This is a genomic window from Sphingobium scionense (assembly GCF_014197035.1).
GTDB lineage: Bacteria > Pseudomonadota > Alphaproteobacteria > Sphingomonadales > Sphingomonadaceae > Sphingobium > Sphingobium scionense.
This window is the reverse complement of the sequence record NZ_JACIEU010000001.1, coordinates 280980-296789: the sequence shown is the minus strand read 5'-3', so window position 1 is coordinate 296789 and position 15810 is coordinate 280980. Positions and strand designations below refer to the sequence as shown.

Genomic DNA, 15810 nt, shown 5'->3' with positions numbered 1-15810 from the left:
TTATTGTCCTCGCCCTGCTTGTCATTACGGTCCCGCAACCTACTTTTGATCCATCACGAACTGTGGGGGTATATATGGCTGAATCCTACGACACCGACGCAAATTATGTCATCAAGCTGACCGATCCGGCCGATCCGGCCAAGGTCGTTGGCTATGCCTTTGTCGAGCAGGTCCATTATCTGGCCGCCGATGATGTCAGCGATGATGCCAAGGCGGCGATTGCCGGCGTGGCCGGCCTGTTCACCGAAGGCCCGGTTCTGGACGCGGTCGCCCTGCCGGGGCAGCAGCGCGCCACCCGTGCCTATTTTGCCGAGATCGGGTCGGGCAAGGCCGACTTCGCCTGAGGCCGATCGCGCCATGAAGATGTTCCGGCGCGGGGCGCATCGCTCCCGCCGTCCTGCCGACACTCTCGCACGGATCACGCCTGTGGCCCGTGCGCTGGGTGTCACGCGGCTTGCCGATGTGACCGGTCTGGATCGCATCGGCATCCCCGTATTCCAGGCGGTCCGTCCCCTGTCACTGTCGCTGTCCGTTTCGCAGGGCAAGGGCGCCACGCCCGATGCCGCCCGCGTCTCTGCCCTTATGGAAGCGATCGAACTGCATCATGCCGAAACCTGCGTTGCCAGTAGCCATGGCGTGGCCGATGCCGGGGAAGCCCGGCTCTGGAGCCAGATGGCGCGGGCCGACAAGCAGGGCGTAGCCTTCGATCCCGTCCGACCGCGTGGCTGGGTCGAAGCTGTCGACCTGCTGAGCGGGCGGGCGACGCGGATACCCCATGGGCTGGTGACGATGGACTTCACCGTGCCGGCCGAACCCGATCTGTGGCCCAACAGCAATGGGCTGGCATCCGGCAATACGCCGGCCGAGGCGCGCTGTTCGGCGCTGTGCGAACTGATCGAGCGGGAGGATCATGCCCGCTGGCTGGAACGGGGGCTACGCGCCCGCCGGGCGAGTGCGATCGATCTGGACAGTGTCACCGACCGACTGGGGCGCAGCCTGATCGCGCGGGTGCGGCGCGCGGGTCTGTCGCTGTCCTTGTGGGACATGACCGGTCCGATCGGTGCGGCCGTGATCGGCTGCGCCATCACCGAACGCGGCGCGGCCCGCAGCGTGCAGTTGCCGCCGGCGATGGGGGCGGGATGCCATCCCGATGCCGGTGTCGCGCTCGCCCGCGCCATTTGCGAGGCGGCGCAGACCCGTGCCGCGCTGATCGCCGGCGCGCGCGACGATATCGATCCGGCGCGCTATCGCGATGCCGGGCAGCAGCGGCAGGGTTTTCTGCTGGCGATGCTCGATTTCGTGCCGGCAACCCGACCCTGGTCGGCGGTGCCCTCCGTTGCCCATGACGGGGCGGAGGATGACCTGGCCTGGCTGCTCGATAGCTGTGCGAGGGTGGGGGCAGGGCCGGTCCTATGTCATGACCTGACCCGGCCCGACCTCGGCATCGACGTGGTGAAGCTGCTGGTGCCGGCCTTTGGCGATCATGACCGGCCATCGCGCACAGGCGCGACGCAAGCGGCGATGGAGCCGGCATGAGCAGGCATGCGATCGTCTTTGCCGGGCCGAGCCTGGGCGGTTGCGCGATGGCCTTGCCCGATGGCGTCGACCTGCGCGGACCTGCGCGGCGCGGCGACATGCTGCGCGCGGCGATCGAACGGCCGGCCGCGATCGGCCTGGTCGACGGGCTATTCGAAACCACGCCATCGGTCTGGCACAAGGAAATCATCCAGGTGATGGCCGAGGGGATCGCCGTCTATGGCGCGGCGAGCCTGGGCGCTTTGCGCGCGGCGGAACTGGCGCCGTTCGGCATGGTGGGCATCGGGGCGATCGCGCAGGCTTACACGGCTGGGCAGATCGAGCGGGACGATGCGGTGATGGTCAGTCATGCGCCGGCAGAACTGCGCCATCGCGCGCTGACGCTGGCGCTGGTCGATGCCGAACATGCGATCGAGCAGGCGGAGATGGAGGCAGGCGATCGTGCCCTGCTGCTGCGGCTGGCGCGGCGGATGAATTTCCGCGATCGTAGCTGGGCGCTGATTGGCGAAACCTTCCGGCAGGCGACGGGGCGCAATCTGCCACCGGTCGATCAGCGGTTGAGCCTCAAGCGCGCGGATGCGGAGCTGTTGCTGCGGACGATTGCGGGACCGGTGGTCGCGCCGCATGTCGCGCCGCCGCCGCAAAGCTTCTTCCTGCGCAGCCTGCGCGCGGAGATCAGCGCGGCGTGATGCGCAATCCGGCCTGTTCCAGCCCGGTCAGGAACAGGTCGCGCTCGGCCGGACCTTGCAGCGGCAGGAACTGGATCATGGTGTCGACCAGATCCACGTCGCGGGCCGGGGCATCGCCCTGCCACAGGCTGGCGAAACGCTGGCGCAGTTCGTCGATCACCGGGGCGGCCCGCTTCGCGCCGCCCAGCATGCCCAGATTGGCGCCCCGTACCGCCAGATAGTGGATCGATCGGTTGCGGCCGATCTCGAACTGGGTTTCCGCCGCTTCATGCTCCCCCGACAGGGCATAGAGCACCGCGAGATCGGAAAAATATTCGTCCGATGGGAAGGGGTTCAGCTCGAAGGCACGGGCGATCAGGCGCTGCGCTTCCTTCAGTTCGCCCAGATGGACGAGGCCGAAGCCGATCTCGTTGATGCCGTCGGCGTGAAAGGGCGTCAGGTCGAGCGCGGTCATGAAACCCTGCATCGCCTGTTTCATGTCGCCGCGCCGCAGATAGCACCAGGCGAGGCGCGACTGCACGCCGCCATGGGTGGGTTCCAGCGCGACCGCGCGGGTGCAGAGATCGAAGGCGCGCGCGCGTAATGGCGCGGCATCATGGCCCGCCATCAACTGCATGAAATCGGTGTTGTAGAGGCGCGCCAGTTGCAGATAGGCGTTGGTCAGGCGCGGCTCCAGCAGGATCGCGCGCTCCAGCAGGTCGGCACCTTCCTGCACGTCGACCAGGCTGGCGGCAGCCAATATCTTGGCGCGGGCGGTGAAATAGAGCGGATAGGCGTCCGACCCGCTGGGCACGCGTCCTTCCATCAGCTTGCCGACATCGCGTTCGACCACGGGCAGGATGGCGCCGGCGATCCGGGCGACCAGATCGTCAATCGCGGCGAGCAATTCGCCTTGCCGCACGGTCAACTGGCGTGTCCAGACCAGGAAGCCGCTGTCGATCCGCGTCATGCGCAGATTGATGCGCCAGCCATCGCCGTCGGCGCGGACCGACCCGTCCAGCGCATAGCTGGCGAGGGAGCCGGAGGCGGCCGCCTTCATCCGCTCGGTGGACGGGGCATCGACCGACAGGATGCGCAGGTCCCGCATGCCGCCCAGGGCGGTCTGCAGATCGTCATGGCAGATGCTGGTGAGCAGGGCGCCGTCCGGCCCGCCATCGCCGATCAGGGTGAACGGGGCGATCACCAGGATCGGCGGTTCGACATCGGCTTGCGGCATCGCGGCGATGGCGGTCGCGCGCGGGGCGGCGGCGATGACCGATCCGACCGTCGTCAGTTCGCGCAGTAGTCTTTCGGTGTCGGGCGAGACGCGGGCATCCAGATCGCGTTGCAGCCCGGTCTCCAACTGGCGGTAGCGGCGGTGGAGCGCGACATGGTCGCCGGCCTTCTGGTCGAGCGCCATGCCGAGCCGGGCGATCCGTTCATCGCCGGTGTCGAGCCGCTGCAACTGGGTCAGGATCGTCCGGCGCAGGTCGAGCAGATCGTCCGAGCCATTGCGCTCCACGGCGTGCAGCACATCCTGGACGATACGCTCGCGCCAGCGCTGCCGCTCGATCATCAGCCAGTCGTCGAAGCTGCGATCCAGCCCCTCCAGCCCGTCCAGTATCGCGCTGCCCGCGCCGTCGAGGATGCGGGCCAGCTCGGCAAGATCGTTGGCGGCGGCGCAGGCGAGTATCTCGCCCAGATCGCTGGAAAAGCCGCCCTCTGCCAGACGAAGGTCGCGCCGTTCGATTTGGATGAGCGGGGCGGCCGGATGCGTGCGCAGATCGGTCAGTGCCTGGCGCAGGCTGGCGCGGGCCTGAACCTCGCCCCGATCGCTCCACAACAGGCCGACCAGTCGGTCGCGGCTGGCGCGGCGGTCGGGTTCCAGCGCAAGATGGGCGAGCAACGCACAGGCCTTGCGGCTGCGCGGGCTATGGTCGCGTCCGTCCGCCTCGTCGATCAGCCGAAAATCGCCGAGCAATCGTAAGCGAAACCGAAGCTCGCCAACCCGTATCACCATTGCGCCCTTTATTGTTGGCGACCTGTAGTGCCGGGCCGCCCGTCAATTCGCCCTAACACAGCTTGCTGAACAGGGCGACGGTCCGTTTAGGCTGCGTCACGATCTAGGGCCATAGCCAATTCAGCGGTCGAACAGCTTGATCTCCGCCAACCGGATCGCCTTGCCCTGGGGCTGGCGCATCAGCACGCGCCACTGGCGCGCGGCGCGGCCGGCAAAGCGCAGGTCGGTCACGCCATTGGCGCGCGGCACCCCCTTGGGCACCGCCACATCGCGCCATTGGCCATTGACCATTGCCTGCAGGCGATAGGATTGCGGCACGGCAAACTGCTTGCCGTCGGCGAAGAAGGCGAGTTCGGCGCGGCCGATGGACACTGGTTTGCCCAGGTCAACGGCATACCATTGGTTGGCCTCTCCCGGCGCGGAGGACCAGCCATTGGGCAGTTCGGGGAAGAACCAGGTGCGGCCGTCGATCGCGTCATGGACATTTTCGGAGTCGGTGTTGCTGGATGCGCTGCCCATCGGGAACTGGCTGCGCACCAGTTGCACGGCGCGGTTGATCGGCCGGGCGACCGGCGCATTGGCGATGCGTGTCACCGGCAGCTCGATCCGGCCCAATGTCTCGCGCCGGGCGACTTCCTTGCCGTCGACCTCGACCGACAGGCCCTTGCCCCGGCCATAATGGCTGCCGTCCGCGTCCCAGGTCACGGCGATGCGATGGCCATGATAGGGTACGTCCTGCGCCCGGAACCAGGCCAGCGCCTGCGGATCGCCGGCATCGGGCAGCAGCGGGTTCACCTCCAGCACATCGTCTGCGCGCGGGCGGATGCCGACCAGGCCACCCAGGATCAGGTCATTATAGCCCGAGTGGAAATAATGATGGCTGCGGTCGAGGCCGACGATCGGCTTGCCGGTTTCGGGATGATAATCCTCCTCCAGGTCGAGCCGGTCCCCCTGATAATGGAGCGCGGTATATTGGCGTAGCAGGCGCATATAGTCGCTGCGGCTGACCGGGCCTTGCTGACTGTGATGATCGAGCAGATTGGCCATGGCGATCAGCACCTGGGTCGTCTGATAGGGCCAGATCGGGCCGTTCCACTGGCATTCCGGCGCATCGCCCAGATAGCGATATTGCCGCATATAATATTCGTAACTGGCCTCGACCGTGCGCATGCCCGCCCTGCCGGCGAGCGAGGCGGGGTCGAGCAGGTGCGTCCAGGCGCCGGCATATTTGGCTTCGTCCGGGACCAGGTCAAACATCCAGGGGAGATAGCCCACCAGTTCGCGATTGCGGATCGGATCCCAATAATTGACGTGCGGGTTCTTGCGGCTTTGATGCCGGTCGATGAAGTGGCCGAGCGTCTCGCTCCACAGGTCGGCAAGGACATGGTCCTTCAGCGCCTGCGCGCGGGCCTCATATTCCTGCGCCATGGCGGTGTCGCCGGCCATGGTCGCCATCTTCGCCAGCGCGCGGGCATTGGCATACATGTAGCTGTTGACCGAGGGGCGGAAGGCGTCGCCGCCCCGGAACCCGTCCTTGCCGCCCGAGGCGTCGATCGAGGAGACGGTATATTCGGTGGCGTCGAGCAAGGGTTCGACGAAATAGAGGCCCTTGTCGAAGTCGAACTTCTCGTCCCACAGGCGGTAGATGTGGCGCATCACCGGCAGATGTTCGAGCACGCCCGCCTTGTCGCCATCGATCAGGTAACGGCCCCAGACCGAGTCCGCCATATAGTCGGTGAAGTGGCGGTCATTGCCGCCGCGATACATGAAGCGGATATAGTCGTCGGCAAAGCGCCGGTCGTTCAGCCAGCGTCCCTCGGCCAGATGAAAGCCGGTCGCGTCGTTGAGGCTGGCATAGGGATGGCGCTGCCAGTCGACATCGTCGAAAAATTCGGTGGTGATGTAACCTTCTTCGCCCAGATCGCGCTGATGGCCACGGTAGAGCTGCCAGCGATAATAATAGACGGCGTCGATCTTCGGATCGGCGGATTCGAAGAAGGGGATGCGATCCTGATACCAGGGCGCGTCATTGCCGAAGCGCTGCACTGCGATCGCATGGGTATCCAGCCCGGCGGAGCGGGGAGGGGGAGAAGCGGCGCCCATGCCGATCATGGCAGCCCCTGCCAGCAGAAGCATCCTCATCGCGCGCATCGTCCGTCTCCCTGTATCCTGAAACAAATATGGCGGCCGTTCCGGGGAGTTGGAGAGGGTTCCCGGAACGACCGCCATGAAAATGGGGCGCAGCGAGGAGACGCCGCGCCCCATCGGGCACTCAGTCAAACTTGAAACGGACACCCAGAGCGAAGGTCCGATCAATCAGCAGCGTGCTGGAGTTGAATTCCGTCGGATTGCCGACATCGCCGAACTTGTAATAGTTCTGCTGCTTCGCCTTGGTGATGTTCACCGCGTCGAAAGTGACGCCGATATCGTCATTGACGTTCCAGGTCAGCTGGAAGTCCAGGCTCTTTTCGGGCGCGCGCCACATGCCGATCGGGTTGGCGAAGGAGCGGCCTTCGTTGTTGTTCAGGAACCCCTTGCGCCAGATGTAGGACAGGCGGGCACCGACCGGGCCGCTGTCATAGGCCAGCGTGGCATTGTAGGACAGCTTCGACACGCCGAAGAAGGCCGATTTGGTGGTGCCGGTGATCTCACCTTCATTGTTGACGACCGGGATTGTCTGCTCGGAATCCAGGATCGTCGCGCTGCCGGTGAAGCCCAGGCCGTCGAGGATCGACGGCAGGTAGGACGGGAAGTAGGTCAGGCCCAGTTCCACACCCTTGAGCGTGCCGTTCGAGGCATTTTCAGGCCGGGTGATGTTGAAATATTCGGTATAGGTTTCGTTGCGCGGCAGATAGTTGTTCGGGATGAACTCACGCACGGTCAGCGGCACGACCAGGCCGTCGATCTTGCGACGGAAAGCGGTCGCATAGATGGCGCTGTTGCGTTCGAAATACCATTCGATCGCAAGGTCCATATTCTTCGAATGGGTCGCACGCAGATTGGCGTTGCCCGACGAACCCGAGCCGAAGCCGATGCGGGAGAGATCGCCCGTCAGCGCTAGATTGGGGTTGAGGTCGCCAAAGGCCGGGCGGCGCAGCGTTTCGCCATAGTTGAAACGAATGCGCAGATTGTCGGTCAGATTATAGCGCGCGGTGAAGGAGGGCAGGAATTTTTCCGAACCGGTCGACACGGTAGTGCGCGCGAAATTATTGCCGCGGTCGAAATAGTCGTACAGCGTGTCGATCGCAACGAAGCGCACACCAGCCTGAAGCTGGAGCGGACGACCGAAGATTTCGACTTCGCCATCGGCCATTATATAGGCGGCCAGATTGCTTTCGTTGATGCCGAACACATGGCCGAAGCTCATTTCATCCGACAGCAACAGGCCTGGCGCGACGGCGCGGTAGAGCTGGCGGACGGCATCCTTGTCCATGCTGCGCGGATCGGCCAGCACCCAGCTGGTCGGAATGTCGGCGCGTCCGTCGAAGAAGCCGCTGTTGGTGAAGGGGGTGCCTTGGCTGAAGGCCGCCAGCGTCATGCCCGGCAGGCCACCGGCGCCCTGATCGCGAACATAGGAATCGGCCTTGCGATCGTCGAAGCGGAACCCTGCCTTGATACGGCGCAGGAAGCCTTCGTCCCACTCATATTCGCCGTCCAGCATCATGGTCAGCGCGCTGCCGGTATTCTTCGTGCCGCTGTCGAACAGGTTGCCGACAGTCCACTGGCTTGCGTCGGTCAGCACGCCCTGATTGGCGAAGCTGTAGGCGGGCAGGCCGCCTCCCGCGTTGAAATCGACGTCGATGTCGAGCGGGCCGCGATCGGTGCGAATGGCGAAGAACGAGGTTTCGTTCTTGCTGTCCTGATAGGCGATGTCGGCGACGATCTTGCCGCGCTCACCCACATTCCACTTGGCGTTCAGTGCATAGACATAGCTGTCCGTCTTGTTGGTCGCCATGTCGCCGCTGTTGAAGCCCGCGACCGCGCCCATCTGGCGCGACTTGATGATGTTGGTGCCATCATAGAGTTCGAAGCTGTTGGCCACGTCAGCGGGCAGGTTGCCCCACCAGTCGGCGAAACTGAAGTGCAGGCTGTTGAAGGTTTCCCCACGGAAGCCGGTGTAGAAGACTTCGGCGGTGTAGACCGAACTGTCATTGGGCGCCCACTGGAGCGCGGCGTTGACCGAGGGACGCTCACGCTTGCCGTAGAGGTCGGACGCGATGACGGCGTCGCGTGAGAGATAATAGGGCGTTTCCACGCCGTTGATGTTGAGTGTCGAACCCGGCGCGGTCGGCAGGCCGGCGTCGAGGCCCGGCGTCCAGTTCTCGTTGGTCGCGCCAGGGAAGATACGCTGCAGCGGGGTTAGGCCCGAACCCGCGGGCGGATTTTCGGTGGCGAAGGGCACCATGGCGCCCGCCTGGAGATTCTGGTTGCGATAATGGGCACGGGTGTAGCTGCCGTTGATCAGGAAGCCGATGTCGCCGATGCCGGTTTCCCAGCGATCGCTGACCAGCAGCGCGACGTTCGGATTGAACTTGTCCGCCAGTTCGGAATAGACGCCGCGCGCCAGACCGGAAATGGTGAAGCCATCGAAGTCGAGCGGGCGACGGGTCTGGACGTCGATCTGGCCGGCAAGGCCGGTTTCGAGTTGGTCGGCCGAGCGCGTCTTGTAGACGTCGACCTGCTTCACGAGGTTGGCCGAGATGTCCTGCAGGGCGAAGGATGTGCCGGCGGCAGTGAAGATGTTGCGGCCGTTGAGGGTGGTCAACGGATCGGTGAGGCCGCGAATAGTGATGGTCGCCGCTTCGCCACCGGCACGGTCGGTGACCTGGATGCCGGTCACGCGCTGGAGCGCTTCTACCACATTATTGTCCGGCAACTTGCCGACATCTTCCGACACGATCGAATCGACGATCTGGGTCGAATTCTTGCGGACGTTCAGGGCACCGACGATCGACGCGCGCACGCCGGTGACGACGATGTCTTCGGTCGGTGCTTCCTGGGCTACGGTCTGCGGAGCGGCGTCGGTCTGAGCAAAGGCTGCGCTCGACAGCGTCAACGCGACGATGGATGCAGAACAGAGTGCGATCGGCCTGATAGCCATTTCAAGTCCTCCCCAAGGGGCTGGCCCGTTGCCATGCCCACGAATTACTCGGACTAATTATTTCCACATGCTGAGAAGCGCAAGTGAAATATTGGACCAAGGCTGCGCTACATGGCGCCAATGTGGCAATTTTGCAGCATGGGGATAGGCCCGATTTTGTGGGGGTTTCGGCGGATAAAATGCCAAAAGGCCATGGGCTTGCGCGGCTTTTGGCGGCGCAAGCCCATGGCCCTATTTGTCAGACTCGGCGAGTCGCGATCAGTCGGCAATCCATTGGCTGCGCGGATCCTTGGCGCGGGCGAGGCCGATGCGCCCGTCGATCGCGGCGAGATGCTTGCCGGCTGCCGCAATCGTGGCGAAGCGCACCGTGCCCTGGGCCGGGTCAGTGAAGCGGACGAACTGGCTGCGCAACGCGAAATCGGCGCTGCGATCATCCTTCATCAGGCTGACCGTGCCGTCCTTGGCCGCGACCAGATAATGGTCGGGCAGCAGGATGGGGGAAAGCATCACGCTCTTCGCGCCGGCACGGCCGGGCGACTGGCGGAACTGGGTCTGGGCGAGTGCAGGGTTGCCCGCGATCAGGTCGGTGCCCTGATGCGCCAGCAGCGCCTTGGGATCGGCAGCCGAGACGAACCGTTCGGGCATGGCGCCATTGCCGACCGGAACACCGAAATCAGGGGTGCCATCGGCCTGGAAGTAGAGGCGCTGGACGCGGGTGTGGCGGTCCGGGTTGAACAGCGGGTCGCCCTGGATCGCCTCATAGTCGCGGCCATGATAGACGAGGATGTCGCGGCCCTTCTCGTCCACGGTGAAGCTGTTGTGGCCGGGGCCATAGACGCTGGTTTCGGTGCTTGTCTTGAACACCGGCTGGGGCGACTTGGTCCAGCTCTTGGGATCGAGCAAATCGGCATTCTCGTCCGCCGTCAGCATGCCAAGGCAATAGCGCGCGTCGGTGGCGCTGGCCGAATAGGTCATGAACAGGCGGCCGTTGCGATGCAGGACGGCGGGCGCTTCGGCCACCTTGTAGCCGCGCACTTCCCAGTCGAGCGTCGGCACGGTCAGGCGGGTCGCCTTGCCGGCCAGCTTCAGCGGCGATTCCAGCTTGGCGATATAGAGATTGCTGTTGGTCTCGATGCCGGGCTCCTTTTGGGCCCAGGCGAAATAGCGCACGCCCTTGTGGACGAAGCTGGTCGAATCGAGGTTGAAGCTGTCCCAGGGTGCCTGGAACTCGCCCAGGACGCTCCATTTGCCGGTCATCGGATCGGCGCCGTCACATACCACGGCATAGGTGCGGATGCGGAACACGTCGTCGCCACCGCCGCTCGGGCCGGCGGCGAAATACATATACCACCTGCCGTCGATCTGATGCAGTTCGGGCGCCCAGATGAAGCCCGAGCGCGGGCCGCTCGCCTCATGGCGCCACAACACCGCTTCCTGCGCGGTGGCAAGGCCGCCCAGCGTCTTGGAGCGGCGTAGCACCAGCCGGTCATATTCGGGCACCGACCCGGTCATGTAATAATAGCCGTCGTCGTGCAGGAAGACCTGCGCGTCGGCGCGCTGCTTGACCAGCGGATTGACCGGAACCGGGGCGGCTATGGCCGGGGTCGCGGCACCGGCACGGGCGGCGATCGGCGCGGCCGACAAGGCGGCGGTGCTGGCAAGGAAGCCACGGCGGGACAGATGACGGGACAGGGCGAAATTCATTCTTCTCTCTCCTGATGCCGCGGCGGGACGCGGCGATAGTCAGACAATTGGATCAATAATCGGCAACGGGCCAGCCGTCAGCCCCCCAGTGCACCGGGGCGATGCGCAGGGTGGGGGCGCCGTTCGCCTGCTTGTCATAGGCATGGTAGACGACATAGTCTTTGCCATCCTTGTCATGCAGCCAGCCGGCATGGCCGGGGCCGCGGAAACGCTGCTGTTCCTGCAGGTCGGCGCGCAGGAAGATGCTGCCGCCGCCTTCCATCAATGGGCTGCCGTCCTTGCCCAGATAAGGGCCAGTGATCGCCTTCGAACGGCCGATCACGGTGTAATAGGTGCTGTTCACGCCCTTGCAGCAATAGTCATAGCTGACCATCAGCCAATAATAGCCGCCATGGTCGACGATGAAGGGTGCCTCCACCGGCGCCGGGCCGCCGGCGGGGGCCGGGCGACGCGCGATCGAATAGGGCTTGGCCTTGGGATCCTTGGGTTTGCCGGTCTTGGCATCCAGTTCGAACAGCTTGATCCCGGTCCAGAAGCTGCCGAGGCTCAGCCAGTGGCGGCCATCGCGGTCGATGATGAAATTGGGATCGATCGCGTTGTAATCATCCTCCCTGGTCGACATCAGGACCAGCCCGTCGTCACGCCAGCCGAAATTCTTCGCCTTGGGGTCCAGCGTCGGGCTGGTGGCAAGGCCGATGGCCGAACGGTTCGATCCGAAGGTCGAGACCGAATAATAGAGGCGATAGCGGCCGTTCACATAAGAGATGTCGGGCGCCCACATGCCGTTGCTGCCCGGAATCGCCTGCTTCGCCCAGTCGGGCAGCGCGGTGAACACGGGCTTTCCGGCGGTCCAGTGGACAAGGTCGGGCGAGGTTCGCGTCTCGATCAGCCGGTCGCCATGGCCGGTGCTGAAGACATGATAGGTGCCGCCTTCGCGGATGATGACGGGGTCATGGGTGGGGACGAGGTTGCCGGTCAGGCGGTCGTTGAGCGTGGTGGCGGGCTGCTCGGTTGGCGTGGCCGGGGGCTGGGCGATCGCGCTGCCGGCCAGCAGGGCAAGGCTTGCCAAGGTGATGATGGTCTGCCGCATCTGCCGGCCTCTCCCCAAATTATCGAAAACGAAAAAATGGGTGGGCAGCCCCGAAGAGCCGCCCACCCAGTTGGCGAAAAGCCTTATTGCAGTTCGAGCACGACCACCGACTTGGGCGGCAGCGCGACGGTCAGCGCGCCGCCGCTGACCTGTGCGCCGGTGAAGGCGACGGGCTTGACGGTTTCGGGCGCGTCGAAACTGTTGTGCGCATTGATCGCCGACGCCGTCAGGATGCGGCCGGTGACGCCGCTGGCGTTGAGGCCGTCGAGCTTCACGGTGACCGTGTTGGTCTGGTTCGGGTCGAGATTCGACAGGCCGACATGGACCTTGCCATCCTTGCCCTTCACCGCCGAGCCGCTGACCGCCGGCATGGCGTACTGATCCTTGGCATACCAGGGCGTTTGGATGTCGATCGGCAGCACGGTGGCATCCTGCCAGGGCTTGTACATCTCGAAGACATGATAGGTAGGCGTCAGCACCATCTTCTTGCCGTCGGTCAGGATCATCGCCTGCAGCACGTTCACCATCTGCGCGATCGCGGTCATGCGGACGCGGTCGGCATGCTTGGCGAAGATGTCGAGATGGATCGAGGCGATCAGCGCGTCGCGCAGCGTGTTCTGCTGGCGCAGGAAGCCCGGATGCGTACCCGGATCCTGAGCGTACCAGCTGCCCCATTCGTCGACCGCCAGGAAGACGCGCTTCTTGGGATCATATTTGTCCATGATCGCGCTGTGCTTGGTGATCAGCTCGTCCATGTGCATCGCGCCATTGAGCGCATCGGCCCAGCCATTTTCGTCGAAGTCGACGGCAGGTGCGCGCGGCGGCCAGCCACCGGCGGGGTGGACATAATAATGGAGCGAGACGCCGTCGAGCTTGTCGCCCGCGACCCGCATCATGGTTTCGGTCCAGTTATAGTCGTCGACATTGGCGCCAGCAGCGATCTTCATGATCTTGGTGCCGGCGGGTGCCTTGACGAAGGTGGCATAGCGACGGGTCTCGTCGGCGGCGAATTCGGCGCGCATGTTGCCACCGCAGCCCCACAACTCATTGCCGACGCCGAAATAGGGAACCGCCCAGGGTTCCTTATGGCCGTTCTTGGCGCGCAGATCGGCCAGGGTGCCGGCCGGCGAGGTCATATATTCGACCCACTCGGCCATCTCCTGCGGCGTGCCATTGCCGACATTGCCCGCGATATAGGCTTCGGCGCCGACCTGGCGCAGGAGTTCGAAAAATTCGTGCGTGCCCACGGTGTTGGGTTCGGTCACGCCGCCCCAGTGGGTGTTGATCTTGACCGGGCGATCCTTTTTCGGACCGATGCCTTCCCGCCAGTGATATTCGTCGGCGAAGCAGCCGCCGGGCCAGCGGATCACCGGCACCGACAGGTTGCGCAGAGCCGCGACCACATCGTTTCGGAAGCCGTTGGTGTTGGGAATGGACTTGTCGTTGCCGACCCACAGGCCGCCATAGATGCCATTGCCCAGATGCTCGGCAAACTGGGTGAAGACGCGCTTGTCATAGACGGCACCGGGCTGGTCTGCGTGGATGGTCGCCGTGGTCGGCTTGCCGCCGGTCTGGGCGTGCGTGGCCGGGGCGAGCGCGGTGGCGCATAGCAGCAGCGCGGCCGTTGTACGGCGCAGGGCTTTCAACATTCCTCTCTCCTCTCGAAATTCAGTCGTGAAATGCGTCGGTGGTTTCCCGCTTGCCGCGCAGGAAGGCGTCGGCAACCAGGCGCAGCGGATCGGTATCGACATCGCTGCGGCCGCCGCGGATCAGCGTGGCGAAGCGGCTGTAGAGGCCGGCATATTCGATATCCTCGCCATGGTCGGTGCCGCTGGGCAGCGACAGCACGGCGCCGCCATGGCTGAGCTTCAATGGACCGGCATCGGTCTCGACTATGATGTCCCAGCTTTGCGGGCCGGTCTGGCGCCAGTCGAGATCCATATGGATTTCCGCGCCGGCGGTGTCGCGAAACAGCATATCGGCGGCGATCGGCGCAGCGCGGTTTTCCGGCAGCACCAGGGTCGCGTCCTTTAGGAAGAAGGGGCGGGGCAGGATATGGGTCGCGATCGACAGGGCATTGATGCCGGGGTCGAACACGCCGAGGCCGCCGGGCTGCCAGATCCAGGCCTGGCCCGGATGCCAGACGCGGACATCCTCACGCCAGATGATCGACACCTTGTCGATCCGCCGTTCGGCGAGCCAGGCGCGGGCCGGGGCGACGCCGGCGGCAAAGCGCGAATGCCAGGCCGCGAACAGGCTGGCCCCGACCTTGTCGGCACGGGCGCTGAGCGCGGCCACTTCGGCCAGGGTCGCGCCGGGCGGCTTTTCCAGGAAGACATGGATGCCCTTGGCCAGGGCCTGCGCCGCCAGGTCGTAACGGACCTGGGGCGGGGTGCAGAGCGCGACCGCATCGACGGCCGGACCCTGTTCCAGCAATTCGTCCAGGCTGGCATGGTGCGGCACGCCGTCCAGCCCGGCATCATGCGGGCTGACCGTTGCGGCAAGACTGAACGCGCTGTTCCCCCGGATGGCCGGGACATGCTGGTCGCGTGCAATCTTGCCGATGCCGATGATCGCGATGCGGATCGGGTCCATCGCTTCAGAGCGCCTGTACGGTCACTTCGACAGGTTCGGCGCGCTTGAGCGCATTGCGCACCGGCAGGGTGAAGGGCGCGGCGATGATTTCGAACACGTCGCCTTCCTGTGTCTGCACGCCGTCGCTGAAGGACAGGGTGGCGGTGCCGAAGAAATGGACATGAACGTCGCCGGGGCGGCGGAACAGGTCATATTTGAAATGATGATGTTCCAGGTTGGCGAAGCTGTGCGACATATTGCCTTCGCCCGACAGGAACGGCTTTTCCCAGAGGATCTGGCCGTCGCGCAGGATGCGGCTGGTGCCCTCGATATGCTCGGGCGGGGTGCCGACCAGCAGTTCCGGGCCAAGCGAGGCCTGGCGCAGCTTGGAATGGGCGAGCCACAGATAATTGTGCCGCTCGGTCACATGGTCGCTGAACTCGTTGGCGAGCGCGAGGCCCAGGCGATAGGGCATGCCGTCGGGACCGATGATGTAGATGCCGGCGATTTCCGGTTCCTCGCCGCCATCCTTGGCAAAGGCGGGCATGGTCAGCGGATCGGTCGGGCCGACGAGCTGCGAGCCGTCACCCTTGTAGAACCATTCGGGTTGCTGGCCGGCCTGGCCGGCGGCGGGCTTGCCGCCTTCGAGGCCTTCCAGGAACATGCGCATCGAATCGGTCTGCTTTTCGGCAGCGGCCGCCTCGCGATGCATCTTGTCGCGGCCCTCGGCCGAGCCGAGATGGGTGAGGCCGGTGCCGGTCAGCTGGATATGGGCGCCATCCTCATGATCGATCGGGGCGAGCAGTTCGCCGGCCTCGAAAGCGACACCGATGTTGACAGCATCACCCTTGCCGGCGGCGGCGACCGTTTCTGCCAGGCTGATCTTGCGGTCGATGGCATGCAGCGCAAGGGCGCGGATGCTGTCGAAACCGGGAACGAAATGAGCGGTGTCACCTTCGGCCGCAATGACGGACCGGACGCCGTTTTCGGCGCGGTGCTGCAACAGACGCAATGTCATGAAAAACTCTCCTCCCGCGCGCCGATCCGTGGCGCTGGTATTGGCTAGACAATCCGCTTTGCGCCATGGCGGCGCGCTGCCTGGAAAGGCTGGGCGACT

11 protein-coding genes are annotated in these 15810 nt (G+C 64.8%); 3 read left to right on the top strand and 8 right to left on the bottom strand.

What is annotated here, in order from left to right; all coding sequences use genetic code 11:
* Positions 1–74: 74 nt before the first annotated feature.
* The 3 genes from GGQ90_RS01200 to GGQ90_RS01190 are packed head-to-tail and all read left to right on the top strand — an operon-like array spanning position 75 to position 2225.
* Positions 75–344: a hypothetical protein gene (locus tag GGQ90_RS01200; protein ID WP_188080436.1), complete on the top strand. Its 270-nt coding sequence runs from the start codon at positions 75–77 to the stop codon at positions 342–344.
* 13 nt (positions 345–357) lie between these two features.
* A complete protein-coding gene (locus tag GGQ90_RS01195) occupies positions 358–1536 on the top strand; it encodes a YcaO-like family protein (protein ID WP_188080435.1) in 1179 nt (392 codons plus the stop codon).
* The gene (locus GGQ90_RS01190) at positions 1533–2225 is read left to right on the top strand and encodes a TfuA-like protein (RefSeq protein WP_188080434.1); all 693 of its coding nucleotides are present in this window, start codon (positions 1533–1535) and stop codon (positions 2223–2225) included. Before GGQ90_RS01195 ends, GGQ90_RS01190 begins: the two co-directional genes overlap by 4 nt.
* Here GGQ90_RS01190 and GGQ90_RS01185 read toward each other — a convergent pair.
* The 8 genes from GGQ90_RS01185 to araD1 form a co-directional block, all read right to left on the bottom strand.
* Complete coding sequence (locus GGQ90_RS01185) at positions 2212–4224, bottom strand: trifolitoxin synthesis, TfuA (protein WP_188080433.1); 2013 nt, start codon at positions 4222–4224, stop codon at positions 2212–2214. The two genes, GGQ90_RS01190 and GGQ90_RS01185, sit on opposite strands and share 14 nt — an antisense overlap.
* 120 nt (positions 4225–4344) lie before the next feature.
* Complete coding sequence (locus GGQ90_RS01180; protein ID WP_188080432.1) at positions 4345–6375, bottom strand: MGH1-like glycoside hydrolase domain-containing protein; 2031 nt, start codon at positions 6373–6375, stop codon at positions 4345–4347.
* 121 nt (positions 6376–6496) lie between these two features.
* On the bottom strand, positions 6497–9325 hold the full coding sequence (locus tag GGQ90_RS01175) for a TonB-dependent receptor (RefSeq protein ID WP_188080431.1): 2829 nt from the start codon (positions 9323–9325) through the stop codon (positions 6497–6499).
* Positions 9326–9583: 258 nt separating this feature from the next.
* Positions 9584–11029 carry a glycoside hydrolase family 43 protein gene (locus GGQ90_RS01170; protein ID WP_188080430.1) on the bottom strand — a complete coding sequence of 482 codons (1446 nt, stop codon included), beginning with the start codon at positions 11027–11029 and terminating at the stop codon, positions 9584–9586.
* A gap of 52 nt (positions 11030–11081) precedes the next feature.
* Positions 11082–12119 carry an arabinan endo-1,5-alpha-L-arabinosidase gene (locus tag GGQ90_RS01165; RefSeq protein ID WP_188080429.1) on the bottom strand — a complete coding sequence of 346 codons (1038 nt, stop codon included), beginning with the start codon at positions 12117–12119 and terminating at the stop codon, positions 11082–11084.
* An 83-nt stretch (positions 12120–12202) separates the two neighbouring features.
* Positions 12203–13768, bottom strand: a complete 1566-nt coding sequence (locus tag GGQ90_RS01160) for an alpha-N-arabinofuranosidase (RefSeq protein ID WP_188080428.1) — start codon at positions 13766–13768, stop codon at positions 12203–12205.
* A gap of 19 nt (positions 13769–13787) precedes the next feature.
* Complete coding sequence (locus GGQ90_RS01155; protein ID WP_188080427.1) at positions 13788–14714, bottom strand: Gfo/Idh/MocA family protein; 927 nt, start codon at positions 14712–14714, stop codon at positions 13788–13790.
* 4 nt (positions 14715–14718) lie between these two features.
* The gene (araD1, locus tag GGQ90_RS01150) at positions 14719–15711 is read right to left on the bottom strand and encodes an AraD1 family protein (RefSeq protein ID WP_188080426.1); all 993 of its coding nucleotides are present in this window, start codon (positions 15709–15711) and stop codon (positions 14719–14721) included.
* Positions 15712–15810 lie beyond the last annotated feature (99 nt).

Bases quoted from the DNA above. Each gene is read 5' to 3' on its own strand.
- GGQ90_RS01160 (WP_188080428.1), bottom strand. From the start codon at position 13,768: ATGTTGAAAGCCCTGCGCCGTACAACGGCCGCGCTGCTGCTATGCGCC.
- GGQ90_RS01170 (WP_188080430.1), bottom strand. From the start codon at position 11,029: ATGAATTTCGCCCTGTCCCGTCATCTGTCCCGCCGTGGCTTCCTTGCC.
- GGQ90_RS01185 (WP_188080433.1), bottom strand. From the start codon at position 4,224: ATGGTGATACGGGTTGGCGAGCTTCGGTTTCGCTTACGATTGCTCGGC.
- araD1 (WP_188080426.1), bottom strand. From the start codon at position 15,711: ATGACATTGCGTCTGTTGCAGCACCGCGCCGAAAACGGCGTCCGGTCC.
- GGQ90_RS01165 (WP_188080429.1), bottom strand. From the start codon at position 12,119: ATGCGGCAGACCATCATCACCTTGGCAAGCCTTGCCCTGCTGGCCGGC.
- GGQ90_RS01180 (WP_188080432.1), bottom strand. From the start codon at position 6,375: ATGCGCGCGATGAGGATGCTTCTGCTGGCAGGGGCTGCCATGATCGGC.
- GGQ90_RS01175 (WP_188080431.1), bottom strand. From the start codon at position 9,325: ATGGCTATCAGGCCGATCGCACTCTGTTCTGCATCCATCGTCGCGTTG.
- GGQ90_RS01190 (WP_188080434.1), top strand. From the start codon at position 1,533: ATGAGCAGGCATGCGATCGTCTTTGCCGGGCCGAGCCTGGGCGGTTGC.
- GGQ90_RS01200 (WP_188080436.1), top strand. From the start codon at position 75: ATGGCTGAATCCTACGACACCGACGCAAATTATGTCATCAAGCTGACC.
- GGQ90_RS01155 (WP_188080427.1), bottom strand. From the start codon at position 14,714: ATGGACCCGATCCGCATCGCGATCATCGGCATCGGCAAGATTGCACGC.
- GGQ90_RS01195 (WP_188080435.1), top strand. From the start codon at position 358: ATGAAGATGTTCCGGCGCGGGGCGCATCGCTCCCGCCGTCCTGCCGAC.